This is a genomic window from Oceanobacillus sp. B139/18, from assembly GCF_055524595.1.
The window spans coordinates 261,796-286,318 of record NZ_JBVFXI010000001.1 but is presented as its reverse complement, the minus strand read 5'-3'; the positions used below and the strand labels follow the sequence as shown (position 1 = coordinate 286,318).

The 24,523-nt window shown below is 41.2% G+C and carries 24 protein-coding genes, 1 riboswitch and 1 other annotated feature; all 24 genes read right to left on the bottom strand.

The window, feature by feature from the left end; translation table 11 throughout:
- Positions 1 to 4 precede the first annotated feature (4 nt).
- The gene (pyrE, locus tag ACZSMY_RS01340) at positions 5 to 613 is read right to left on the bottom strand and encodes an orotate phosphoribosyltransferase (protein WP_042535141.1); all 609 of its coding nucleotides are present in this window, start codon (positions 611 to 613) and stop codon (positions 5 to 7) included.
- Positions 603 to 1,292 (bottom strand): orotidine-5'-phosphate decarboxylase, encoded by a 690-nt coding sequence (pyrF, locus tag ACZSMY_RS01335; RefSeq protein ID WP_042535143.1) that lies wholly within the window; start codon positions 1,290 to 1,292, stop codon positions 603 to 605. The genes pyrE and pyrF overlap by 11 nt, the downstream gene beginning before the upstream one ends.
- Entirely contained in the window at positions 1,289 to 2,203 is a 915-nt protein-coding gene (locus ACZSMY_RS01330; protein WP_042535144.1) for a dihydroorotate dehydrogenase, read from the bottom strand. Before ACZSMY_RS01330 ends, pyrF begins: the two co-directional genes overlap by 4 nt.
- Positions 2,200 to 2,958, bottom strand: coding sequence for a dihydroorotate dehydrogenase electron transfer subunit (locus ACZSMY_RS01325; protein ID WP_465147418.1), 759 nt, complete (start codon positions 2,956 to 2,958; stop codon positions 2,200 to 2,202). Before ACZSMY_RS01325 ends, ACZSMY_RS01330 begins: the two co-directional genes overlap by 4 nt.
- Positions 2,955 to 6,155 carry a carbamoyl-phosphate synthase large subunit gene (gene carB, locus ACZSMY_RS01320; RefSeq protein ID WP_042535146.1) on the bottom strand — a complete coding sequence of 1,067 codons (3,201 nt, stop codon included), beginning with the start codon at positions 6,153 to 6,155 and terminating at the stop codon, positions 2,955 to 2,957. The genes ACZSMY_RS01325 and carB overlap by 4 nt, the downstream gene beginning before the upstream one ends.
- Positions 6,148 to 7,248 (bottom strand): carbamoyl phosphate synthase small subunit, encoded by a 1,101-nt coding sequence (locus tag ACZSMY_RS01315; RefSeq protein ID WP_332093775.1) that lies wholly within the window; start codon positions 7,246 to 7,248, stop codon positions 6,148 to 6,150. Before ACZSMY_RS01315 ends, carB begins: the two co-directional genes overlap by 8 nt.
- Complete coding sequence (locus tag ACZSMY_RS01310) at positions 7,241 to 8,524, bottom strand: dihydroorotase (RefSeq protein ID WP_465147417.1); 1,284 nt, start codon at positions 8,522 to 8,524, stop codon at positions 7,241 to 7,243. Before ACZSMY_RS01310 ends, ACZSMY_RS01315 begins: the two co-directional genes overlap by 8 nt.
- A complete protein-coding gene (locus ACZSMY_RS01305; RefSeq protein ID WP_042535152.1) occupies positions 8,481 to 9,410 on the bottom strand; it encodes an aspartate carbamoyltransferase catalytic subunit in 930 nt (309 codons plus the stop codon). Before ACZSMY_RS01305 ends, ACZSMY_RS01310 begins: the two co-directional genes overlap by 44 nt.
- Before the next feature lie 395 nt (positions 9,411 to 9,805).
- Complete coding sequence (pyrR, locus tag ACZSMY_RS01300) at positions 9,806 to 10,354, bottom strand: bifunctional pyr operon transcriptional regulator/uracil phosphoribosyltransferase PyrR (RefSeq protein WP_212928499.1); 549 nt, start codon at positions 10,352 to 10,354, stop codon at positions 9,806 to 9,808.
- 169 nt (positions 10,355 to 10,523) lie between these two features.
- Positions 10,524 to 11,435 (bottom strand): RluA family pseudouridine synthase, encoded by a 912-nt coding sequence (locus ACZSMY_RS01295; protein WP_465147416.1) that lies wholly within the window; start codon positions 11,433 to 11,435, stop codon positions 10,524 to 10,526.
- Positions 11,432 to 11,902: a signal peptidase II gene (lspA, locus tag ACZSMY_RS01290; RefSeq protein ID WP_042535158.1), complete on the bottom strand. Its 471-nt coding sequence runs from the start codon at positions 11,900 to 11,902 to the stop codon at positions 11,432 to 11,434. The genes ACZSMY_RS01295 and lspA overlap by 4 nt, the downstream gene beginning before the upstream one ends.
- A gap of 220 nt (positions 11,903 to 12,122) precedes the next feature.
- A complete protein-coding gene (gene lipA, locus ACZSMY_RS01285) occupies positions 12,123 to 13,067 on the bottom strand; it encodes a lipoyl synthase (protein ID WP_042535161.1) in 945 nt (314 codons plus the stop codon).
- Complete coding sequence (locus tag ACZSMY_RS01280; RefSeq protein ID WP_175297072.1) at positions 13,060 to 13,902, bottom strand: lipoate--protein ligase family protein; 843 nt, start codon at positions 13,900 to 13,902, stop codon at positions 13,060 to 13,062. The genes lipA and ACZSMY_RS01280 overlap by 8 nt, the downstream gene beginning before the upstream one ends.
- 194 nt (positions 13,903 to 14,096) lie before the next feature.
- A riboswitch (TPP riboswitch) is annotated at positions 14,097 to 14,199 on the bottom strand.
- A gap of 131 nt (positions 14,200 to 14,330) precedes the next feature.
- The gene (ileS, locus tag ACZSMY_RS01275) at positions 14,331 to 17,084 is read right to left on the bottom strand and encodes an isoleucine--tRNA ligase (RefSeq protein WP_193063330.1); all 2,754 of its coding nucleotides are present in this window, start codon (positions 17,082 to 17,084) and stop codon (positions 14,331 to 14,333) included.
- A gap of 73 nt (positions 17,085 to 17,157) precedes the next feature.
- Positions 17,158 to 17,375, bottom strand: a binding site (T-box leader).
- 92 nt (positions 17,376 to 17,467) lie between these two features.
- Positions 17,468 to 17,971: a DivIVA domain-containing protein gene (locus ACZSMY_RS01270; protein ID WP_042536343.1), complete on the bottom strand. Its 504-nt coding sequence runs from the start codon at positions 17,969 to 17,971 to the stop codon at positions 17,468 to 17,470.
- An 84-nt stretch (positions 17,972 to 18,055) separates the two neighbouring features.
- Positions 18,056 to 18,832 (bottom strand): YlmH family RNA-binding protein, encoded by a 777-nt coding sequence (locus ACZSMY_RS01265; RefSeq protein WP_193063366.1) that lies wholly within the window; start codon positions 18,830 to 18,832, stop codon positions 18,056 to 18,058.
- Between the two features lie 21 nt (positions 18,833 to 18,853).
- Positions 18,854 to 19,114, bottom strand: coding sequence for a YggT family protein (locus ACZSMY_RS01260; protein WP_374705734.1), 261 nt, complete (start codon positions 19,112 to 19,114; stop codon positions 18,854 to 18,856).
- A 9-nt stretch (positions 19,115 to 19,123) separates the two neighbouring features.
- Positions 19,124 to 19,561, bottom strand: coding sequence for a cell division protein SepF (locus ACZSMY_RS01255; RefSeq protein WP_465147415.1), 438 nt, complete (start codon positions 19,559 to 19,561; stop codon positions 19,124 to 19,126).
- A gap of 15 nt (positions 19,562 to 19,576) precedes the next feature.
- Complete coding sequence (locus ACZSMY_RS01250) at positions 19,577 to 20,257, bottom strand: YggS family pyridoxal phosphate-dependent enzyme (RefSeq protein ID WP_465147414.1); 681 nt, start codon at positions 20,255 to 20,257, stop codon at positions 19,577 to 19,579.
- Between the two features lie 12 nt (positions 20,258 to 20,269).
- Complete coding sequence (pgeF, locus tag ACZSMY_RS01245; protein WP_465147413.1) at positions 20,270 to 21,088, bottom strand: peptidoglycan editing factor PgeF; 819 nt, start codon at positions 21,086 to 21,088, stop codon at positions 20,270 to 20,272.
- 96 nt (positions 21,089 to 21,184) lie between these two features.
- Complete coding sequence (locus ACZSMY_RS01240; protein WP_040979961.1) at positions 21,185 to 21,445, bottom strand: YlmC/YmxH family sporulation protein; 261 nt, start codon at positions 21,443 to 21,445, stop codon at positions 21,185 to 21,187.
- A gap of 121 nt (positions 21,446 to 21,566) precedes the next feature.
- Positions 21,567 to 22,349, bottom strand: a complete 783-nt coding sequence (gene sigG / locus ACZSMY_RS01235) for an RNA polymerase sporulation sigma factor SigG (RefSeq protein ID WP_193063324.1) — start codon at positions 22,347 to 22,349, stop codon at positions 21,567 to 21,569.
- Positions 22,350 to 22,470: 121 nt separating this feature from the next.
- Complete coding sequence (gene sigE, locus ACZSMY_RS01230; protein ID WP_193063322.1) at positions 22,471 to 23,190, bottom strand: RNA polymerase sporulation sigma factor SigE; 720 nt, start codon at positions 23,188 to 23,190, stop codon at positions 22,471 to 22,473.
- 15 nt (positions 23,191 to 23,205) lie between these two features.
- Entirely contained in the window at positions 23,206 to 24,126 is a 921-nt protein-coding gene (spoIIGA, locus tag ACZSMY_RS01225; protein WP_193063320.1) for a sigma-E processing peptidase SpoIIGA, read from the bottom strand.
- Between the last annotated feature and the right edge of the window lie 397 nt (positions 24,127 to 24,523).

Genomic DNA, 24,523 nt, shown 5'->3' with positions numbered 1-24,523 from the left:
ATTCTTATAACTCGCTTCTCCAAGCAAGTACTGTCTCTTTTTCTTTCTCTGTAAGCTTATTTTCTTCAATAAGTAATTCTAACAGCTGATCAAAACCGGTTATCGATTCATAAGAGAAGCCTGCTTCTTCAAACGCTTTTTGCGCTCTTGGAAGTCCATATGTGAAAATGGAATATACTGCTGTAATTTCAGCGCCATCTTGTTTTAACGCCTCGGCAGATTGAATGGATGACCCGCCAGTGGAGATCAGGTCTTCAATCACAAGTACCTTTTTCCCTTCTACCGATGCCCCTTCAATCTGGTTGCCTTTTCCATGTCCTTTTGGCTTCGAACGTACATATACCATTGGTAAATCAAGCTCTTCTGCCAGCCAGGCTGCATGCGGGATACCTGCTGTTGCACAGCCGGCAATAACTTCCGGTTTGGTATCACTATTTTTCACCATATCTGCAAATGCTTGAACAATTTTTTTGCGGACGGCAGGATAGCTCATCGTTAAACGGTTATCACAATAGATAGGTGATTTAAGTCCAGATGTCCATGTGAAATAGTTATCTGCATTTAATTGTACGGCTTCAATTGCTAATAAATCTTTGGTTATATTATTCTCCATGCTGCCACTCCTTCATCACTTGTTCATATGCTTTTCTTGGATTTTCTGCTTTGGTAATGCTTCTGCCGACAACCAGGAAATCACTGCCCAGCTCTTTCGCTTTCTCAGGCGTCGCTATTCGTTTCTGATCATCCTGGGAAGAATCTGCTAAACGGATGCCCGGAGTAATGGACAAGAAGTCGTCACCGCAATGCTTTTTGATTACTGGCACCTCATGAACGGAGCTGACCACTCCATCTGCTCCTGCTTCTTTTGCGAGTGCTGCAAAACGGATAACATTCTCTTCTACATCGCCTGATAAACCAAGCTCCCGCTCTAAAACATTATCATCCATCGAAGTAAGAATCGTCACTGCCATCAGCTTGGTAGATGAACCTGCCAGCCCCTGCTTCGCCTGATAAATCATCTCTTTTCCGCCAATCGCATGCGTTGTTACCATATCTACGTTCAAAGAAGCAATATTTTTCATTGCCTGATGAACCGTATTTGGAATATCGTGAAGCTTTAAATCTAAGAAAATAGGGTGGTTATCTGCTTTCAATTTTTCAATGATTGCCGGTCCTTCTCGATAAAAAAGCTCCATTCCGACTTTTACAGGGACACCTGCAAGATCATTATCCTTTAAAAACCGTTCCGTTTCGGTCCATGTTGGAAAATCTAATGCGACAAAGACGCTCATACCTGCACGCCCCTTCTATCAATTACATCCTGCACAGAAGTATATTGATAGTTCATTAGTGTTTCTGGAAGTGCATCGATGATATCTACACACGCAAATGGATTTTGGAAGTTTGCTGTACCAACTGCTACTGCATCTGCACCAGCCTGCAGGAATTCCAGCACATCCTCTGCAGTAGAAATGCCTCCCATGCCGATAATCGGAATAGACACCTGCTGCCGCACTTCGTAAATCATCCGGATTGCAATCGGCTTAATAGCCGGACCGGATAATCCGCCAGTCTGATTGGCAATCAGCGGTTTCCCAGTCGGCAAATGCAGCTTCATGCCCGTTAATGTATTTATCATGGAAAGTCCATCCGCACCGGCTTCTTCTACGGCTTTTGCCATTTCGACAATATTGGTCACATTCGGGGACAGCTTCACATACACAGGAAGATTACTCGCCTCTTTCACTGCGGATGTAACGCGTTTAGCCATTTCCGGGTCTGTGCCAAATTGAATACCGCCCTCTTTTACATTGGGACAGGAGATATTTAATTCTAATGCATGCACATCCTTAGTCTGATTAAATGCACTGGCTACAAAAACATATTCCTCTAATGAGCTTCCAGCAACGTTTGCGATAATAGATGTATCATATGCAGCAAGTCTGGGAACTTCATTGGCAATAATCCGCTCTACTCCCGGATTTTGCAGACCAATGGCATTTAACATGCCTGAAGAAGTTTCTGCAACACGCGGCGTCGGATTTCCAAAGCGTTCAAATTGCGTTGCCGCCTTCATAATAACAGCGCCTAACCGGCTTAAATCGTAGAATTCACTGTACTCTTTTCCAAATCCAAAGCAGCCTGATGCCGGCATAATCGGATTTTTTAATGTTAGTCCAGGCAATTTCACCTCTAGGTTCATAAAATAACCTCCTGCGCAGAAAATACGGGGCCGTCACTGCAAATCTTCTTATAGCTGTTATCCACCGTTGGCAGTACACAGGCCATACATGCTCCGACGCCGCAGCCCATCCGCTCTTCCAGAGATACTTTTCCTGCCGCATCTTTTAATTCTGTGGTCACAGCGCGGAGCATCGGCAGCGGTCCGCAGCTGAAATATTGATCAAATGCGCCCACTTCAGAAAATACATGTGTGACAAACCCTTGATGTCCATAGGAGCCATCATTAGTAACTACATACGTTTCCGCTATTTTCTGGAATGCTTCTTCGTAAAAGACATAATCCTTGGATTGAAATCCTAATACAACAACAAGCTCCACATTCTTTTCACTTAAGCGCTTGGCGAGATGGTAGATGGGAGGAACCCCAATTCCTCCACCTACTAACAGAATACGTTCTCCTTCTTGTACATCGTCTACCTGAAAACCATTTCCATTTGGACCAAGTGCATCGACTGTCATTCCCGGCTGATAAGCTGCTAACGCTTTTGTGCCGCCGCCGACGACTTTAAACAAAATGGTGACGGTGCCTTCCTCTGAATTGACCTTGGCAATTGAGATAGGCCTTCTTAATGTAAAACCGGGGACAAGCAAATGCAGGAATTGTCCCGGCACAGTTTGCTGACTGATTTCCGGCTGATACAATGTCATTTCAATTGTTTCTTTGGCGATTGTATCAACAGCGATTACTTCCATTTCATGTCTTTTCTTCATCATTGCTTCACCTTTTGCTGGCTGATGGATTGTGCTGTAAATGTTGTGGAGTCAATGACATTGATAATCGCATTCACCGTGTCTAAGCTTGTCAGACTTGCAATGCCATGCTCTACTGCTTCACGGCGGATTAAGAAACCATCCGACCTTGGTTTTTGCCCAGAATTAAGTGTATTGATAACAAATTGGACTTTTCCTTCTTCAATGATGGATAATACATTCGGCTCATCTACCCCTACTTTACCTACTTGAACAACAGGAATATCGCCTTCTTCCTGAATAAAGGATGCTGTCCCTTGTGTTGCATAGAGGACAAACCCAAGCTGGTGGAACCGTTCTGCTACTTCCAGCATTTCTGCCTTGTCCTTATCGGCAACGGTCAATAATACGCCGCCTTCTTGCGGCACTTTTAATCCGGAAGCAATAAGTCCTTTATACAATGCTTTTTCTAATGTTTTATCATAACCGATTGCCTCACCGGTAGATTTCATTTCTGGTCCAAGAATGGTATCCACACTGCGTAATTTTTCAAAAGAGAATACTGGAATTTTGACAGAAACAAGGTTCTGTTCAGGTAAAATACCAGTTTCATAGCCCATATCGGCTAATTTCTCACCTAAGATACATTTCGTAGCAATATTTGCCATCGTTACGCCAGTAATCTTGCTTAGAAATGGAATTGTTCTGCTGGCTCTTGGATTTACTTCAAGCACATAAACATCTTCATCACGGATAATAAACTGGATATTGATTAGTCCTTTTACGTTCAATGCGCTTGAAATCTTCACTGCTGCATCCAGACATTTTTCTTTTACAGCTTCACTTAAACGCTGCGGAGGATATACAGCCATCGAGTCACCAGAGTGGACTCCAGCGCGTTCGATATGCTCCATGATTCCAGGAACAATCGTTGTTTCTCCATCACTGATGGCATCTACTTCTGCTTCCATTCCTGTTAAATATTTATCGATTAAAATCGGATGTGCAGAATCCACACCATCTGATTTCGCTAAATAATTTTCCAGCTCTTTTTCACTGTATACAATTTCCATACGGCTGCCGCCAATAACATAAGAAGGGCGTACAAGTACCGGATAGCCAATTTCATTTGCTGTTTCAATTGCCTTATCTAACCTTGGTACTGCCTTTCCTTGCGGACGAAGTAAGTCAAGCTCATCTAATAATACTTCAAATTTATCGCGATCCTCTGCACGATCAATTGCTTCCAGGCCGGTACCTAGAATTTTCACTCCGCGGCGTTCCAGTCCATCTGCCAGATTAATCGCAGTTTGACCGCCAAACTGCACAATCACGCCTTCTGGTTTTTCCAGTTCAATCACATGCATAACATCTTCCAGCGTAAGCGGCTCAAAGTAAAGTTTATCGGAAATCGTAAAATCAGTAGATACGGTTTCCGGATTATTATTCATAATAATTGCTTCATAGCCCAGCTCTTTAATCGCAAATACCGAATGCACGGTCGCATAATCAAACTCAATCCCTTGTCCGATGCGGATTGGTCCGGAACCAAGCACGAGGATTTTCTTACGTTCTGTTACTTCCGATTCATTTTCCGTTTCATACGAGCTATAGAAATAAGGTGTTTCCGACTCAAATTCTGCCGCACAGGTATCTACCATTTTATAAACCGGGAAGAGATTATTTTCTTTTCTTAACGCATATACGTCATCCAGCGGAACATCCCAGAGTCTGGAAACCTGCTCATCTGCAATGCCCAGCTCTTTTGCTGCTTTTAACACTGCCATATCGTTCTTATTTTCAATCAAGGCTTTCTCTGTTTCAATAATTTTATTTAAGCTGTTTAAGAAGAATCGGTCAATCTTGGTCATGTCAAAGATTTTATCGACCGAATAGCCTCGCCGCAATGCTTCTGCCAAGAGAAAAATACGTTCATCATCTGCACGCTTCAAGCGTTTATCTAATGTTTCTTCATCTAAGCCCTCTGCTTTTGCAAGGTAAAGCTCTTCTGTTCCCATTTCCAGAGAACGCACACCTTTTAGTAAGGATTCTTCCAAATTACGGCCAATTGCCATTACTTCACCAGTCGCCTTCATCTGCGTTCCTAAACGACGGTCTCCTGATGTAAATTTATCAAATGGAAAACGCGGGAATTTGGTAACCACATAGTCTAATGCCGGTTCAAACATTGAATACGTTTTACCAGTAATTGGGTTAATAATTTCATCCAATGTGTAGCCAACCGCGATTTTCGCCGCAATTTTTGCAATCGGATAACCTGTTGCCTTGGAAGCCAGCGCGGATGAACGGCTGACACGCGGATTCACTTCAATAATGTAGTATTGGAAGCTGTATGGATCAAGCGCCAGCTGGACATTACAGCCGCCTTCAATTTCTAAGGCACGAATAATTTTCAAGGAAGCATTACGCAGCATATGATATTCCCGGTCACTTAAGGTTTGTGACGGAGCCACAACAATCGAATCCCCTGTATGGATTCCCACCGGGTCGATATTTTCCATGTTACAAACCACAATTGCCTGGTCCTTATGGTCACGCATCACTTCATACTCTATTTCTTTAAACCCTGCAATATTTCGTTCAATCAGGCACTGGTTTACTGGAGAAAGCACCAGTCCGTTATGTGTGATTTCCTTCAGCTCTTCCTCGCTGTAGCACATTCCTCCGCCGGTACCGCCAAGCGTATATGCCGGGCGCACAATGAGTGGATAGCCGATGGTATTGGCGAAATTAACAGCCTCCTCCACGGTATGTACAATTTCACTTTCCGGCACTGGCTCATTCAACTCATTCATCAGGGTACGGAACAGCTCTCTATCCTCGGCCTGCTGAATCGATTCCGGTGCGGTTCCCAGAAGCTGTACTTTATGATCTTCCAATACCCCTTTACGGACAAGCTCCATAGCAAGGTTTAAGCCTGTTTGTCCGCCTAATGTCGGCAAAATAGCATCGGGATGCTCTTTACGAATAATTTTTGTTAAGAATTCTTCTGTTAAAGGTTCCATATATACTTTATCTGCAACTGTGTTATCTGTCATAATCGTTGCCGGATTGGAGTTGGCTAAAATAACCTCATAACCTTCTTCTCTCAATGCTTGACAAGCCTGAGTTCCAGAATAGTCGAATTCGGCCGCTTGTCCAATGACAATCGGGCCAGATCCAATCACGAGAATTTTTTGAATATCTGTACGTTTAGGCATGAATATGAACCTCCTGCTTCTTCGCTTGCTGTTTCATGATTTTTAAAAATTCATCAAAAAGATAATTGGTATCCTCTGGTCCTGGAGATGCTTCCGGGTGGTACTGTACCGAGAATGCCGGATACTTCGTATGTCTAACTCCCTCTACGGTTTCATCATTGATGGCGATTTGTGTCAGTTCAAGTCCCGTATTTTCAAGGGAATCTGGATTTACTGCATAACTATGATTCTGAGAAGTAAGGTACGTTTTATCATTCTCTAAATCTTTCACTGGATGATTCGCACCGCGATGTCCAAATTTCATCTTTTCTGTATTTGCCCCGCAGGCTAAAGACAGAAGCTGATGTCCAAGACAAATTCCAAATATCGGCACCTGCCCGAGAATCTCTTTGATCATTTCAATCGCTTCCGGTACGTCTTTTGGATCTCCTGGTCCATTTGTCAGCATGATGCCGTCTGGACGGAGACGCAGAATGTCCTCTGCACGATAGTTATAAGGAACCACCGTAATTTGGCAATCCCGTTTCGTTAATTCCCGCAGAATACCATGCTTTGCACCAAAATCAACCAGTACCACACGGCTTCCTCTGCCCGGAACAACGTAAGGCTTACTTGTCGATGTCTGTTTTACCTGGTCTCTAGGAAATTCCGCATTTCTCAATTCTTCTACTGCTTTTTCTACATCTTCTTCCGCAGAAAGGATAGCTGCTTTCATCGTTCCATACTTGCGAATAATCCGTGTTAATTTTCTCGTATCGATTCCGGCGATCCCGGGAATATTATTCGCCTTTAAGAAGCTGTCGATGGTCTCTTCATTCCGGAAATTGGAAGGCTGCTCACTATATTCTTTCACAATCAAACCATGAATAAATGGTGTCACTGTTTCATAATCGTCTCGATTGATTCCATAGTTTCCAATGAGAGGGTACGTCATCGTTACAAATTGTCCGCAATAACTTGGATCGGTGATAACTTCCTGATATCCAGTCATTCCTGTATTAAAAACAATCTCTCCCTTGGAAACCTCTTCGCTTCCAAAACCGTATCCTTCAAAAACTGTTCCATCTTCCAAAATTAAATTACGTTTACGCATGGTTGCCCTCCTCAAATACGACCTTGCCATCTACCATTGTCAGGACAGGGAATCCTGTTACCTCCCAGCCGTGGAAAGGTGTATTTTTCCCTTTAGAAGCAAATTGATAGCGATCGATTTTTGCTGTTTTTCCTAAATCAATAATGGTTAAATCTGCTGGCGCTCCTTCTTCCAACGTTCCATAAGGAAGTCCGAACACATCCGCCGGCTTTTTCGTCATTCTATCAATCAATTCATGTAAATTTAGTACGTTTTTTTGTACCAGATGAGTGTATAACAATGGAAAAGCTGTTTCTAATCCAACAATTCCGAATGGTGCTTCTAAAAAGCCATTTGCTTTTTCTTCCTCTCCATGCGGCGCATGGTCTGTGGCGATAGCATCCAGTGTGCCATCTAAAAGCCCTTCAATCAGTGCTTCCTGGTCATCCTTTCCTCTTAGCGGCGGATTCATTTTGAAATTTGCATCATTTTCAGTAATATCAGTTTCGTTTAATATTAAATGGTGTGGAGATGCCTCCGCTGTAACATGAATACCAGCTTTTTTCGCATCACGAATGACGCGAACCGATTCCTTCGTGCTGACATGACAAACATGATAGTGACAGCCGGCAGCTTCAGCTAACAGAACATCTCTGGCAATTTGTACCGATTCACTTAAAGACGGAATCCCCGGCAGGTTAAGGCGCTTGCTTATTTCTCCATCATGGGTTACTCCGCCATAGACCAGGGAATTATCTTCACAATGAGCAACAATTGCCGCACCGCATGCAGCTGCTTCTTTCATGGCCTGAAGCATTTGATTGGCAGTCTGTATACCTACCCCATCATCTGTAAAGGCAAAAGCTCCCTGCTCAAACAGCGCCTTAACATCTGTACGTTCTTCACCTTTTAAACCTTTGGTAATCGAAGCGTAAGGAAGAACACGGATAACAGCATCCTCTTTAATTTTTTGAAGCAGCTGCTCCAATGTTTCCGGGCTATCCGGAACCGGATTCGTATTTGGCATTGCGCAAATAGTAGTATATCCTCCTTTGGCAGCTGCTTCTGTTCCTGTACGAATCGTTTCTTTATACTCTCCGCCCGGTTCACGCAGATGCACATGCACATCGATAAACCCTGGAGCAACAAGGTTATTCTTTGCATCAATTGTGTTATCCGCCTGCTCTGTTACTTCCCGGGCCACCTTTTTGATTTTTCCGCCTTCGATAAGCACCTCACAGTTTACCAATTCATTAGATGATGTTAAGCGTTTTGCGTTCGTTAATTTCGTTTTCATTGATAATCCCCCATTCTTTTAATACGTGAATTAAAATTGCCATTCGGACATAGACACCATTTTCCATCTGTTTAAAAATACGTGACTGTTTACTTTCTACAAGCCTGCTGTCAATTTCCACCCCTCTGTTGATTGGGGCGGGATGCATAATTATTGCATGCTTCTGCATTTTTGCAGCTCTTTCCATTGTCAAACCATAGAGGGTGAGATAATCTGAAGTTTCTGCTTTATGAATATGACGCTCATGCTGAATTCGCAGCAGCATCACGACATCCGCTATTTCTACTGCCTCATCCATTCGGATATATGGATAATGTAAGCTGGTATCTTCAAACCCTGGTGCTGCACTCAAGTAAACTTCAGCTCCTAATTTCTCCAGAGCAAGCGCATTCGACCTTGCTACCCTGCTATGCTTGATATCGCCAGCGATAACAACCTTCCTGCCTTCAACATGGCCAAATTCCTGGTACATTGTCAGTAAATCCAGCATGCACTGAGTAGGATGCTCTTCTTTTCCGGAGCCGGCGTTGATAACCGGTATGCTCAAGTAACCTTCTTTCTCAATTTCAGCTATCCACTTATCAGATGGATGACGGACGACTAACACATTGGCACCAATCGCTTCAAAGGTTTTCGCTGTGTCATATAAGGACTCTCCCTTGACAAGGCTGGAAGCTTCGGTATGAAAATCGAGCATCTCTAAACCAATTTTTTTCTGTGCAACTTCAAAGCTCATTTTCGTTCTTGTACTTGGTTCAAAGAACAGGTTGGCAGCAAATAACTGTTTATTCATGGTTCTTGGTGATTTTCTTATCAATTCGGCTTCTTTCAGAATTTGATTCATCGTTTCCTTCGACAGCTGCTGCATCGAAATAAAATGTTTCACGATTCATCTCTCCCTCTTTGGTGTCATTCTTTAAAATTGATTTTCATTATACAAATATATATGTTCAAAAAGTTGCTAACGGGTTTTGATGGGACGAGTAATCGCAGCAATGTTGTCAGGTTAGCGCGACCGCTGCGGAAAAACACTACGCTAGATAGGTTTTATTACTATCTATATCAAAATTAATAAAATTCATTAACCTGACAACATCGGTAACCGCAGCCCCATCGGATAAAGCAAGTCAACTAAAGGGCTCTTCATTTATCATTTAGTGACTTTTTGAACTTCCTAAAAAAAAGCTCCCTGCAAAGGCTGCAGAGAGCTAGACGAATACCCTATAAGCATTCGCTATTCTGAACAACCTTTCAAATCTCTCTGGATCTGATTAAAAGTTATCATGTATTCTTTTCATAAATAGAAACAAGATCTACTTGATCTTTTTCACTCAGCTGAACAACAACAATTTCTTGCTCAGAAGTAGGTATATTCTTGCCAACATAGTCAGCCCGAATAGGCAGCTCGCGGTGCCCGCGGTCTACCAAAGCCCCAAGCTGAATCGTCGCCGGTCTGCCGACATCCATTACAGCATCCATTGCCGCACGGACAGTTCTGCCTGTATAAAGAACATCGTCAATCAGAATGACCTGTTTGTTCGTTATGTCCATATCAATAGAAACCGAGTTGATTCGCGGTTCTTCGTGATGATCCTTTTTTTCCAAATCATCCCGGTACATGGTAATATCTAATTCGCCAAACGGAACTTCGATGTCTTCAATTTGCTTGATTTTTTCTTGAATGTTTTTCGCCAGTGGAACGCCTCTTGTTTTGATTCCAATTAAAACAAGGTTCTCTCCGCCTTTGTTCTTTTCCAGGATTTCATGGGACATCCTGGTCAATGCTCTATTTATCGCTGCAGCATCAAGAATCTCTGTTTTTTTCTTCAAATTAGCCCGCCCCTTCCAAATTGCATAAAAATGCCCTTTTCCTGCTGATGGAAAAGGGCATACGTGTACCGTAAGCAAACTTGCTAATCGCAGCCTTCCTAGCCTCACAGGACTATTGTTAAAGGTCTTTATTTGTTGTTACTTATTATGTCAGAATATGACGAGCCTGTCAATACATTTTGCGGATTTGGTCGAGTGCTTCCATGAAGACAGCAGGCGGTGCTGCTTCAAATTCCATCTGCTGCTCTGTCCTCGGATGGAAAAAAGCAATTTGCTTCGCGTGCAGAGCCTGCCCTTGGACATCTAACGATTTCCGCTGACCGTATTTGGGGTCGCCTACAATCGGAAAACCAATATATTGCATATGCACACGAATTTGATGTGTTCTGCCAGTCTCTAATTGGCATTCCACATGCGTATAGTCAGGGAAACGTTCGAGCACGCGAAAATGAGTAACCGCCTGTTTGCCGTTTTCAACGATCCCCATTTTTTGACGGTCTTTCGGATCTCTGCCGATCGGTGCATCGATTAACCCGGTCTCATGGCCAATTTCTCCATGAACAATTGCTTCATACGTTCTTTTTAATGTCTTTTCCTGCAGCTGCTCTGATAGATACTGATGGGCGTAGTCATTCTTCGCAACAACTAAAAGTCCGCTCGTATCCATATCGAGACGGTGGACAATCCCGGGGCGCTCCACACCGTTAATTCCTGATAAATCAGTGCAATGATATAATAACGCATGGACCAATGTCCCGGTATGATGACCTGCAGAAGGATGGACAACCATCCCTTTTGCTTTATTCACCACCAGCAGGTCCTCATCTTCATAAACGATATCTAAAGGAATATTTTCCGGTTCTAAAACAAGCGGTTTGGTTTCAGGTATTTCCCATGTAAGGCTTTCTCCGGTTTGGCATTTTTGATTTGCTTTCACTGCTTCTCCATTCAGCTTGACATTGCCTTCTTCAATCCAGCCCTGAATTTGAGAACGCGAATATTCATGCAGCACATCCGCCAGTATTTTATCCACTCTTTTTTTATGCTCTGTTTCTGTCACTGTATGCTGGTTTACTGTCATTTTTTCTCTTTCCCCCGCTTTCTCTCATCCAAAATAATTGCAATCATCACAATCACCACACCAATTGTAAGAGATGCATCTGCGACGTTGAATATCGGAAAATTATAATTAAAAATATAGAAGTTTGCAAAGTCTACTACTTCTTGATATAAAATACGGTCGATGAAATTCCCGACCGCCCCTCCAATCAATACACTGACCCCGACAGCAATCAGGCGGTCCTGTTTTCCATGTGTATGTAAAAAGTATATTAACCCGGCAATCACAATAACCGTAATAATGTAAAATAACGTCATTTGTCCTTCTAAAATACCCCATGCTGCTCCTGAATTCCGATGTGAGGTAATATAAAAGAAGTCCTCCACAATCGGGATTGATTCACCTATTTCCATTCGTGCAGCAACAAGCCATTTTGTCCATTGGTCTATCCCAATCAGGACAAGTGTAATCAGATAATATCTCCACATGTTCATTTCTCCAATCTAAAGCAAATCTGCGCCTTTTCAGGGTTCGTTTACCAAGCTTTCTTTATCTTATCCTTTCTGCTGGTAATTTTCAAGAAACAATACGGCTTTCCTTCTTTCTGACAGCTGCATTCATCGGTTCGTAAGCATATGAGCATATAAAAAATCCCCTCCGGCCGTTTTATAAACGGGCAGAGAGGAATATTATCAGAAAATATATCATTTAAAATTGAAAATCAACCTTTGTATCTTCCTGTGACTCATAGCCTTTCATATATTTAATTCGCCTTTGGGCGGCTGACTGGCTTACTTGTTCATCCGCGTGGTAGGAGGAGCGTACTAACGGTCCAGCTTCACAATGCGAGAAGCCTTTTTCAAGGGCGATATTTTTCAATTCTTCAAACTCATCGGGATGATAGTACCGTTCCACATTTAAATGCTTTTTGGTCGGCTGTAAATATTGCCCGATAGTAACTATATCCACATCATGCGCCCGCAGGTCATCCATTGCCTCGATAAGTTCTTCTTTTGTTTCTCCCAAGCCTACCATAATACTTGATTTCACAGGAGTGTCCGGAGCAATTTCTTTAACACGCTGTAACAGCTGCAAGGACCGGTCATATCTTGCAATTGCCCGAACACGTTTCGTTAAACGTCTCACCGTTTCAATATTATGATTGAAAATATCCGGTTCGCTGTCCATCAGTGTATGTAAGCTTTCATAGTCCCCTTTCATATCCGAAGGGAGAACTTCTATTGTACAGCCTGGATTCTGATGACGAACTGCACGGACTGTGTTGGCAAAAACAGCAGCTCCCCCGTCCTCCAGGTCATCACGCGCAACTGCTGTTATAACGACATGCTTTAATCCCATAATTTCAACAGAGTCAGCGACCCGCTTTGGTTCTCCCAGGTCAACTCCGCTTGGAAGACCAGTTTTTACGGCACAGAATCGGCAGCCGCGTGTACAGGTATCTCCTAAAATCATGAAAGTTGCCGTTTTTCGCTCGCTCCAGCATTCATAAATATTCGGACACTTTGCTTCCTCACAAACTGTGTTCAGCCGTTTATCCCGCATTAAGTTCTTTAATTTTTTGTATGATTCATTGGTGTTGATTTTTGTTTTCAGCCATTCTGGTTTACGAATATATTCTGATTGTTTAGCCAATGCCAGCACGCTCCTTGTTTGAGTTGATATTCCACGCTTCCGTTTCATACTTTGATTGTGCTAATTGCTCTACTTCATCCCACTCAGCCTTGGTTAATTGCAGAGGATGAAATTCTAAACCTAAACCTTCCTTGAACCCTTCTTTGAATGCATCCGTCAGCATATCATACCGATGCTCTCGATTCGTTAATTGATTAATCGTCACCGCTTTTTTAGAAAATGCTGCCCGGCTTCGTTCTCTTATTTTTTCGGAAGAGAATACAAATAAATCAAAAAGCATGTTTGTATTCATGCTCATAGGAATAGACCCATGCTGCATCAATACACCTTTTTTCCTTGTCTGTGCGTTTCCAGAAAGCTTTTTACCGTCAACAACCATTTCATAGAACGCAGGTTTTTCGAAGCATATTGCTGTCCTTCCTCTGGCACTTTCTCTGTCCAGTGTTGCATATTCTGCAGGAATCCCTAAATTGCGATATCCTTCAAATATTCCTTCTGCCAGTACATGGTAGGCCTCTTGTACAGATACAGGAATATCTGGATCACTCTCTGTAATAACCAAACTATACGTTAATTCATCGTCATGAAGCACAGCACTGCCGCCGGTCAAACGACGGACGAACTGACACTGATGGCGCTCCACTGCTTCCAGATCAATTTTCTTATCGACTTTTTGAAAGTAGCCAATCGATAAACTGGGCTTTTCCCAGCCATAGAAACGTAATGTCGGCGGAATTTTACCTTCTTGATGCCAATTGATCAAGCACTCATCAAAAGCCATGTTCCATGCAGCACCACGGAATCCTGTATCGATAAACGCCCACTGTTTCTTCAATTTCGTCACCTCCAATGAACAAATTACTTGTTGCAGGAGCTGCTCCCTGTTATGCCAAGCTTCTTAGCGGCCCTTCCTGATCATCAAGCTTAAAAGATATAAGCGAAATGGGGAATATATTCAATAAAAAAAGAGCCCATTCCATAGAATGCAGCCTTTGATAGATTTATTGATAAATGGATAAATTATCTAATTCCTTATCGACTGCACATTCCCCACGCTAGGATTATCTAGTTCGGGTGCCAAGGGTCAATACAGAATGTCTTTCTCAGCTTAACAGCTCCCCCAGTGCATAATACTTATTCAGTTTACAAATTAAGTCTACTGGTAATTTTTATAATTGTAAAGAAAAATACAATAATTAGCATTTACAATTTGCAGATATGTAAAAACAGGAGCCAGCTTTTGAGAAAGCTGGCTCCTGTTTTTTAATTCTCATAATTTTCTTTGACAACACTGGCACATCTAGCACATAGTGTTGGATGATCTTTGTCTTCGCCTACTGTTTCTGAAACAACCCAGCAGCGTTCACACGTTTCTCCAGGATGTTTTTCAACAGCAACCTCAACATAATCATATGCTTTGCCTGTTCCTTTTTCATCTGCGATAACTGCTTCTGAAACAATAAAGTATTGATGCAGATGCGAAATGTTTTCAAGCACCTGCTTCGTTTCTTCATCAAGCGGCACGATTGTAATTTTAGCTTCCAATGATTTCCCGATAACCTTTTCGCTTCTTGCTTCTTCGAGTGCTTTCAGAACATCATCTCTTACTTCCATAAAGTGATCCCATTTTCCGACAATGTCTTTTGCACCTGCAACCTCCCGCGGCTCAGGAATATCTGTTAAGTGAACCGTTTCTTCCTCCACTCCAGGAATGTATTCCCAAACTTCTTCCGTTGTATGCGGAATAATTGGAGCAAGCAATTTCACAAGTGTTGTTAAAATTTCATAGTAGCCTGTTTGAAGACTGCGGCGGCGCGGGTGGTCTGCAGCTTCAATATACAGGATATCCTTCGCAAAATCTAAATAGAAGGAGCTTAAATCAACAGCACAGAAATTATGGACTTGGCTGATTACTGGTGCAAATTCAAAGTGCTCATAATTATCACGTGCATTATTTAAGATCTGCTGCAGACGATAAAGCATATAACGGTCTACTTCCTGCAATTCTTCATCCTTCACGCGATCTTTGCTAGGATCAAAATCAGCAAGGTTCGCCAGTAAGAAACGGAAGGTATTCCGGATTTTACGATAGCTTTCTGAAGTCTGTTTTAAAATAGCATCCGAGATACGCACATCTGCCTGATAATCCACGCTGGAAACCCACAGACGCAAAATATCAGCACCTAATTGTTTTTGTACTTTGGACGGATCAACCGTATTTCCTAATGACTTACTCATCTTGCGGCCATTTCCATCCAGGGCGAACCCATGACTGATAATATTTTTAAATGGCGCTTTACCCGTTACTGCGACGGAAGTAGATAATGAAGAGTTAAACCAGCCGCGATACTGATCACTTCCTTCTAAATATACATCAGCCGGACGATCAAGTTCTTCCCGGTTCATCAGTACACCTTCATGTGAGGAGCCTGAATCGAACCAAACATCCATAATATCGACTTCTTTAGTAAACTTGCCATTTGGACTATGCTCTGATGTAAATCCATCCGGCAATAAATCCTTCGCTTCTCTTTCAAACCAGACATTGGAACCATGCTCACGGAAGAGTTCGGATACATGCGAAATCGTTTCATCTGTAATGATTGCTGTTCCGTCTTCCCCATAAAATACTGGAATCGGAACTCCCCAGGCACGCTGTCTGGAAATACACCAATCCTCACGGTCTCTCACCATATTATAAAGTCTTGTTTCTCCCCAATGCGGATACCAATGCACTTTTTTAATTTCATCAAGAATATCCTGACGGAAATCTTTAATAGATGCAAACCACTGGGAAGTTGCACGGAAGATAGTTGGTTTCTTTGTTCTCCAGTCATGCGGATAAGAGTGTGTGATAAATTCTAATTTTAATAAGGCGCCATTCTCATCCAATTGTTCTGTGATAACTTTATTTGCTGCATCGTAAAATAAACCTTCAAATCCTGGCGCTTCACTCGTAAAGACACCCTTTTCATCCACTGGGCAAAATGCATCGATTCCATATCTGCGGCAAACATAGAAGTCATCTTCCCCGTGACCAGGAGCTGTATGAACACATCCAGTCCCCGCATCAGTTGTAACATGTTCTCCAAGCATAACAAGGGATTTACGATTGTAAAATGGATGCTGTGCTTCTACACGATCCGCTTCCTGCCCTTTGAATTTCTTCACAACCGTTACATCTTCCCAGCCTAATACTTCTTTCACATCTTCTAATAAAGCTTCTGCAATGACATATTTTTCATCATTTACTTGTGCTACTACATAGCTTAAATCAGGATGTAAGCTGATTCCTAAGTTCGCTGGAAGCGTCCAAGGAGTTGTCGTCCAGATAATAATCTTCTCGCCGCCGTCAAGCACATCTTTTCCATCCGTTACTTCGAAGGAAACATAGATAGATGGAGAGCGTTTATCTTGATATTCGATTTCTGCTTCTGCAAGGGCAGATTCAGAAGACGGAGACCAATATACCGGCTTAAGTCCTTTATAAATATAGCCTTTTCGTGCCATTTCTCCAAACACCTTAATTTGAGAAGCTTCATAATCCTTCGTTAAGGTGATATATGGATTATCCCAATCACCACGTACACCTAATTTTTTAAATTGTGTACGCTGGCTGTCAATTTGTCCAAGTGCATATTCTTCACAAAGCTTGCGGAATTCTGCAACAGACATTTCTTTCCTTTTTACTTTCTTTTTCGCTAATGCTGTTTCAATCGGCAACCCGTGTGTATCCCAGCCTGGAACATATGGTGCATAATAGCCTGTCATGGACTTATAACGGACAATAAAATCCTTTAAGATTTTATTCAGTGCATGACCGATATGGATATCTCCATTCGCATAAGGCGGTCCATCATGTAAAATAAATAAGGCTCTGTCCTTTGTACGTTCTAAGTTTTTTTGATATTGTTCACTTTCTTCCCATTTCTGTTGGCGCTCCGGCTCTTTATTTGGAAGATTTCCACGCATTGGAAAAGCTGTTTTCGGCATTAATAATGTTTGTTTATATTCCAAGATATTCCCTCCTGTTATTTTCATGACACATCGTAGATTAAATTTTTATATACAAAAAGAGTCCTCTAATCCCTAAAGGGACGAGAAGACTCGCGGTACCACCCTTATAAATTTAATGCACGGCATTAAATTCACTCGAAATCCGTAACGTGGACAGCCGGCTATTACTACATTATTTTCATAATAGCTACTCCAGAGTGATTTTCTAAAAGACTTCTGTATCAGGCTTCCACCGCCCCTGACTCGCTTACACAGAGTCATCTTCTATACTTTCTCTTTCATTGTATAACGATAGTGATTATGAAATTTTTAGCATAAATTAAATGTCAAAAAACATGATACTTGTATGAATTATATGTAATATACAAGCCTAAGTCAAGCCTTTAAGATTCATGCTCCATCAATTCTAAATCTTCATCCACTTCAGTATCAAATAATTCTTCCCAATCATCTGTACCGAGCATTTCTAATTGAGCCTGCACAAGCATGCGCATTCTTGATCGGAATACTTTTGCCTGCTTTTTCAACTCTTCCACATCAAGGGATATTTTACGCGCTTTACTTAATGCTTCGTTGACAATACGGTCAGCATTTTTTTCTGCTTCTTTCACAATTAATTTTGCTTCTTTTTGCGCACTGCCTTTAATATCTTCTGCTGTTTCCTGAGCAACCAGAATAGATTTATTTAATGTTTCTTCAATGTTCGTAAAGTGTCCTAATCGTTCCTGAAGCTCTTTCGCTTTTTGATCCAGTTCATCTCTTTCACGTATAACAATTTCATAATCCTTCATCACTTGATCAAGAAATTTATTTACTTCATCCACGTCATAGCCTTTCCATCCTCTTGCAAACTCTTTATTATGAATATCTAATGGTGATAGTGCCACCATCTCCACCTCCCTAATCGGTGCTTGCTTGAGCTTCCGATTTCTCTCTTTATTATTCAATAATTCCAGCTAAATTTCCAGCATTTATTGCAAAATTGCCGCCGTCATTTTGATTTTATCTTTCTTGGTTCTCCCGCGTATCGCTGTAATTTTACTTCTGCCTTTTCCGCGTACAGAGAGCATGTCCCCTTCTTGTAATTGGAATTTCACATCATCTACTACCCGGTAATTTACCTTTACGAGCAGTTTTTGAATCAAAGCAGCAGCGTCTTTTCGGGAGACACCATATATTTCTTTAACAACTGTATCTAAACGCAGGGAAGAAATAGTTTTATCATATTCTTTCCAGGCTTTTTTTTCTGTAACCAGCGAAGTGAGCGGCTGTTCTTTGAAAGATATACGAGATTTCTTAATAGATGTTAAATTCATCTTGATAAAAGGGACGACCTCTCCCGCTGCAAGTAAATGAATTTTCCCATCTGCTGCTGTAATATCTCCTAATTTTTTTCGCTTCACACCCTGTGATAAAAAAGCACCCATTACATCCCGATGCTCCAGACTTACAAATTTCTCCGGGTAAGATGCCTCCAGCAGCTCTACTTGAAACATATCTTCTGTAATGCTTTCATAAATAGGAGCAATCACCATTCTTTTTCGTTCACTGTACTCGGATCCGCCAAAAGCAGCTGCCTGAAGCTCGTCGTGATTAGTGCCTAACAGCATCTGCACGATTTCTTGTTCGCGCGGATCCAAAAAATCAGTCAATTTTGGAATATACGATCGCTCCACCTGGTCTTTCCATGAAAGAACCTGATCAATAAATGGCTGTTCTTCTTTTCGAAAATGCTGATAAACTTCCATGGTCATTCCTTTCCTTCAAGCCTAAAGCATCATTGCAAATTGGATAAATCCCATTCTTGCAAAATGCAATAATAATATCGCAACAATTGGAGAAAAATCAATCATACCAAGCGGCGGAATAAACTTACGGAAAATTTCTAAGTAAGGCTCACAAATTTTTCCGAGTAATTCTCCAAATTGAGATTCTCTGGCTCCAGGGAACCAGGACATAAAAATATACACAATTAGTGCAAAGCTATAAATGTTTAAACCAAAGCTTATTAGTGAAACGATTTGTGCCAACATCTCCTGCTACCATCCTTTATCATAATCTTCCTGCTCATATAACATTTCAGAAATACTGCCGGTTACTTCTACATTATCCGGCGTACACAGGAATGTTTCTGATCCTAATTTTTGAATATCCCCTTTTACGGCATAAACCGTTCCGCTCAGAAAATCAACGATCCGCTTTGCCTGCTGACGATCCACACGCTGCAGATTAATGATTACAGCTCGTCTGTTAACAATATTATCTGCGATGTCCTGAGCTTCATTATAATTTCTCGGCTCAGCTAATACAACCTTTGAATTCGTATTTTGTATACTGGAAAGGTTCACAACATTTTTGCTTCCTGCTGTTTTTTCCTGAACCTGGGGTATTTCTTCTTTTTGTTCTTCCTCGGCATATTCATACTCATATTCATCGTCCATCGTGAAATAATTTTTAAGCTTCTTTTTAAAGCTCATTTACTACACCTCACTTTATAATTCGCTGCCGACCAGCTTGGTACCTATCCGAATATGTGTTGCACCTTCTTCTACAGCAATTTCATAATCATTGCTCATTCCCATAGACAGGTATTCACATGGTGCATAGTCTAAACCAAGCCCCTTTATACGGTCTCTCAGCAAACGCAATTTTCTAAACAGCGGCCGGGTTTCTTCCGGATTATCGACATGCGGAGCCATCGTCATTAAACCTGCCACCTGTATATGCTCAAATGCCGCTAAATCTTTAATAAACGATTCCACTTCTCCTTCATCTAATCCGTGTTTCGATTCTTCTCCGCTCACATTGACTTGAACAAAGCAGGGCACCGTTTTTTCTGCCCGTTTATTAATCTCTTTCGCCAAAGATTTTCTGTCTAGTGAATGAATATAATCAATATGATGTATGATATCTTTTACTTTTCTGGATTGCAGGGAACCAATGAAATGCCAAGTGGCACTGTCCCTGATCTCTTCAAATTTCGCTAAAAATCCTTCATTTCTATTTTCACCCAGATGAATTACCCCGGCAGATAATGCTTCTTTAGCTCGTTCTATTGTAACATATTTCGTCACTGCGATAATATTAATATCTTCCTTATTTCTGCCTGCTCTCCTTGCAGCCTGCTCGATATCTGCTTGAATTTCCATTAGATTTTCTTTTACTGCAACCATTCTTATCCTCCATTACTTCTTCTGTTTCTCAAATCCAATAAACGCGAGCATTCTCCCTGTTTTTCCATTATCGCGCCGATGAGAAAAGAATAGCTTCTCATCTTGTAATGTACAATATTTTGTTACCTCTATATTATGACGAAAGACGCCAGATTGTACAAGGATATCGACATTAAGCTCTTTTAAATCGATGAAATATTGATTTGGCGATATTTCTTTCGTAAATTTTTGTTTCTGTTCATCAGTTAGATGTGATAAAACAACATCGTCAACAACGTAGTTTTCTTTGGAAATACTCGGGCCTATCACAACTTTCAAATTCTCTATAGAGGCACCGGCTTCTTTCAATTTCTGTACCATTTCCCGGGCAATCTGTCCGACTGTTCCTTTCCAGCCGGCATGAGCAATACCCGCTATTCTTGTGGTCGAATCTGCAAAAAATAATGGAACACAGTCTGCGAAAAAAGCCGTGCCGAGGAGAGAATCCGCCTCATTGATAATTAATCCATCGATGCCGGAAATACCGGAATCAAAGGAAATACTGCCCTTTCCCGCATCTTCTTTCCCTGCAAAATGGATGCTTGTTCCATGTACTTGTTCACCGCAAACCCAACGGTTCAGGGGAATATTTAATTCCTTGCTCAGAATCCGCCGATTTTCCAGCACCTTATTCTCGTCGTCCAACACATGGAGCCCCATATTTAATTGCTTATAAGCCCCCTCACTTACACCGCCATTTTTTGTTGTAAAGCCTGCTACCAGACCTGGAATTTCTTCCTCCAATGAAGATAAATGAAGTCTTGTCTCACTTTTAAGCTGAAATGGCTCCATGTTTTTCCCCTCTTTTCCCCATAATGTCTCCTATTGAACATTATCTTAAATTCAAATTTGTGTCTTATTTTAACACATTATATCGATAATTTCTCCTTAATCTTCGGTATAAAGATCCGGTCCTTTTACTTTCTCCACTAAAATAACATCTTCCCCAATCCGTACAATTTTTTCCCAGGCGATAAAAAGCTCGCCTGCTTTCGCAAACATGCCTGATTTTTTCCCTTTGGCTTCCGCAATAATTGCAATGATTCTTCCGGTTCTTCCATCTATCTCTAAGTCAATGATATGCCCTAACCTTGTTCCATCATCCATGACAATCAATTCTTTTATTTGCAGTTCAGATAGTTTCACCATGCCAGCTCCCTCCTCTTCTTATCCTATGCATTGGAACATGCTTTTTTTCATGGAAAATAAAAAGGAAACAGTTATTTTTGCATGCAAAAAGCCTTGCCGCGGGGACAAGGCTTTTAGTTCCTTATTCAAACATTTGCTTATTCATTTGATGGATAGCTCCTTTTTCAAGTCTGGACACTTGTGCTTGGGATATGCCAATCTCATCCGCCACTTCCATTTGTGTTTTCCCTTGAAAAAAGCGCTTATTTAATATCATCTTTTCCCTAGCATTCAATCTATGCATTCCTTCTTTTAGCGATAGCTTATCAACCCAGGAGGAATCTTTATCTTTTTCATCGCTCAGCTGATCCATGACAAAAATCGGATCGCCGCCATCATTATAAATTGGTTCAAAAAGCGAAACAGGGTCTTGGATGGCATCCAGCGCAAAGACAATATCAGCCTGCTCTACTCCCATTTCCTTGGCGATTTCTGCTGGAGATGGGTCCTTGGATGTTTTACTGATTAATTGTTCCCTGACCTGCAGAGCCCGGTAAGCAATATCACGTAAAGATCTGGATACACGAATTGGATTATTATCCCGCAAGTACCTTCTGATTTCACCGATAATCATCGGAACAGCATAGGTAGAAAAACGTACATTATGGGACAAATCAAAATTATCGATTGATTTCATTAAACCAATACAGCCGACCTGAAATAAATCATCGACATATTCTCCCCGGTTGTTAAAACGCTGAATAACACTAAGAACAAGGCGTAAATTGCCGTTTACCAATTCTTCCCGGGCTGTAATGTCATTTTCTTCTTGCAGCCGGATAAATAGTTTTTTCATTTCTTCGTTTTTAAGTACTGGAAGTTTGGATGTATCAACCCCGCATATTTCAACTTTATGTCTTGCCATTCCCGAAAACCTCCCCAATCTTAGATGCTGTTCAAGGACAGTATCTCCCCGGGAAAAGTTTTTATGCAGGAAAATCATGTAAATAAAGTCAACCTATGCGGCAAACAATTGATATATCAAGTCAAACCATTTTATTAAATTCTTTTTTCAACCGACGTATAATTTTCTTCTCTAAACGGGAAATATAAGACTGGGAAATTCCAAGCATATCTGCTACATCTTTCTGCGTTTTTTCATCATCACCAATCAATCCAAAGCGCAATTCCATGATCTGTTTTTCACGTGCATTTAATTTGCCTAATGCTGATTTTAACAATGATTTATCCACATTCGATTCAATACTTTTGGTAATAATATCTTCTTCAGTTCCTAACACATCCGACAATAAAAGCTCATTGCCGTCCCAATCAATATTTAATGGTTCATCGAAGGAAACCTCTGTCTTTAATTTATTCGTTCTGCGCAGATACATTAAGATTTCATTTTCAATACAGCGGGAGGCATAGGTTGCCAGTTTAATCTTTTTTTCCGGATTAAACGTATTTACCGCCTTAATCAGCCCAATTGTGCCAATACTAATCAGGTCTTCGATGTTAATACCCGTGTTTTCAAATTTTCTGGCAATATAAACAACTAATCTCAAATTTCTTTCAATCAGCATCGACCTTGCCGCTTTATCTCCTTCGGGCAATTTTTTAAGCAATTCCTGCTCTTCTTGCTTTGTCAGCGGCGGGGGTAATGCCTCACTTCCGCCTATATAATAGATTTCCTTTGGTTTTATTCCAATTTTTTTAAGAAATTGATACCAGCGTAATTTAAATTTGAATTTCCAATTAGCCACTTAACGCACGCTCCTTTATGCAGATTGTATGATAGATTGCTTAATGATGAGGGGATGCAGCAAGCAATGATATTGCCCGTCCCTTTCCAATACTCCAAATTGAATTCCAATGAATACATTTACTGCCTGAAGAATTTCGTTATTATAAAAAATTGTCAGTTCCTCAGCCCGAATAGCAAGCATGAAAGAATGTGTTCCATCTACTCCCTGGTAAGGAATTAAATGCAGCTTATCCTCCCATTTCTTTGGCAGCCGGCTGAAGTCTAAATGCTCTTTCATATTTTTCAGCTCTTCCCACTCTTCATCATCGAACCATTGCTTTAAAAACGGCTGATCACAAATGACGACAGGCTGCTTGCTTAATGGATCGACAAGCTGATTTCCGCTGTCGATATAACCAATGGATTCAAAAGACTGATGATTCATTGTTAAGATTACCTTGTACATTTCGTCATATTTCACTTGTTCTCCTACGTGCTCGTCCATTCGTCTCTTTGTAAAATACCAAATAATCGGGAAGCAGGTAATAACAAATATCCAGCTGACAGGATCACCATAGCCTTGGTTGAAGGTGATTATCCCTTCCAAAGAAACAGTTACCGGACGCTGCAGGAAAAAATGTATTGCCATTAACCCGCCTCCAATGGAAAAGGATACAAAATAAAAGAGGCAAATCAGCTTAATAAAGCGATACAGACTCTTAAATCCAAATGTGCTGAAAATGATAATACAAGAGTAGAACAGTTTCCCGGCCACATGATTAAAAAACGAATTTGGATACAAAATCGTCAGCGGAACAATGCATGACGCAATAAATGCCCCTAGAAATAAGCGCCTTCTTTTTACTGGTTTCCGGGCAAGTATTTGTACGAGCATCAGCAGCATTAAATCTACCATAAAATTTAATGCCCAAATAACGTCTAAGTAAATAGACACTCTCTGTTGCACCCCCTAAATTGCTGCTAATCAGAAGAAGCTGTTATCTCCTGCGTACTTTGCTGATCATGATATTCATAGAATGGAAGTAATATATGATGAAAAGTATAGACAATCGAAAGAGAAAAGTCTGTCAATTCTTGTGTGCAAAATTAAGCTATTTAGCACTTATTCTTAGAAATAATGTCTAACGATTTTTGGAATAAAAAAGAGGGGCAAGGAAACTTTACTTTCTTTCCTGTTAGATAAACAAAGAACACCGCTTGGTCTTTAAAGGAGATGAGCTCGGGGCCCACGGAAAGCGGAGTGTATTTCTGGGGCCTAAGATTACTTACCCCATGAAAGCCGTTAGAGCGGCTATATTCAGCATTTTTTATATACTTTCTTACTCTTTAAA

Excerpts from the sequence above, each read along its gene's own strand:
- pyrE (WP_042535141.1), bottom strand. The coding sequence starts at position 613 with ATGGAGAATAATATAACCAAAGATTTATTAGCAATTGAAGCCGTACAA.
- pyrF (WP_042535143.1), bottom strand. The coding sequence starts at position 1,292 with ATGAGCGTCTTTGTCGCATTAGATTTTCCAACATGGACCGAAACGGAA.
- ACZSMY_RS01330 (WP_042535144.1), bottom strand. The coding sequence starts at position 2,203 with ATGAACCTAGAGGTGAAATTGCCTGGACTAACATTAAAAAATCCGATT.
- ACZSMY_RS01325 (WP_465147418.1), bottom strand. The coding sequence starts at position 2,958 with ATGATGAAGAAAAGACATGAAATGGAAGTAATCGCTGTTGATACAATC.
- carB (WP_042535146.1), bottom strand. The coding sequence starts at position 6,155 with ATGCCTAAACGTACAGATATTCAAAAAATTCTCGTGATTGGATCTGGC.
- ACZSMY_RS01315 (WP_332093775.1), bottom strand. The coding sequence starts at position 7,248 with ATGCGTAAACGTAATTTAATTTTGGAAGATGGAACAGTTTTTGAAGGA.
- ACZSMY_RS01310 (WP_465147417.1), bottom strand. The coding sequence starts at position 8,524 with ATGAAAACGAAATTAACGAACGCAAAACGCTTAACATCATCTAATGAA.
- ACZSMY_RS01295 (WP_465147416.1), bottom strand. The coding sequence starts at position 11,435 with ATGACAGTAAACCAGCATACAGTGACAGAAACAGAGCATAAAAAAAGA.
- lspA (WP_042535158.1), bottom strand. The coding sequence starts at position 11,902 with ATGTGGAGATATTATCTGATTACACTTGTCCTGATTGGGATAGACCAA.
- ACZSMY_RS01265 (WP_193063366.1), bottom strand. The coding sequence starts at position 18,832 with ATGGAAGTTTATCAGCATTTTCGAAAAGAAGAACAGCCATTTATTGAT.
- ACZSMY_RS01255 (WP_465147415.1), bottom strand. The coding sequence starts at position 19,561 with ATGAGCTTTAAAAAGAAGCTTAAAAATTATTTCACGATGGACGATGAA.
- ACZSMY_RS01250 (WP_465147414.1), bottom strand. The coding sequence starts at position 20,257 with ATGGTTGCAGTAAAAGAAAATCTAATGGAAATTCAAGCAGATATCGAG.
- pgeF (WP_465147413.1), bottom strand. The coding sequence starts at position 21,088 with ATGGAGCCATTTCAGCTTAAAAGTGAGACAAGACTTCATTTATCTTCA.
- ACZSMY_RS01240 (WP_040979961.1), bottom strand. The coding sequence starts at position 21,445 with ATGGTGAAACTATCTGAACTGCAAATAAAAGAATTGATTGTCATGGAT.
- sigG (WP_193063324.1), bottom strand. The coding sequence starts at position 22,349 with ATGGCAAGACATAAAGTTGAAATATGCGGGGTTGATACATCCAAACTT.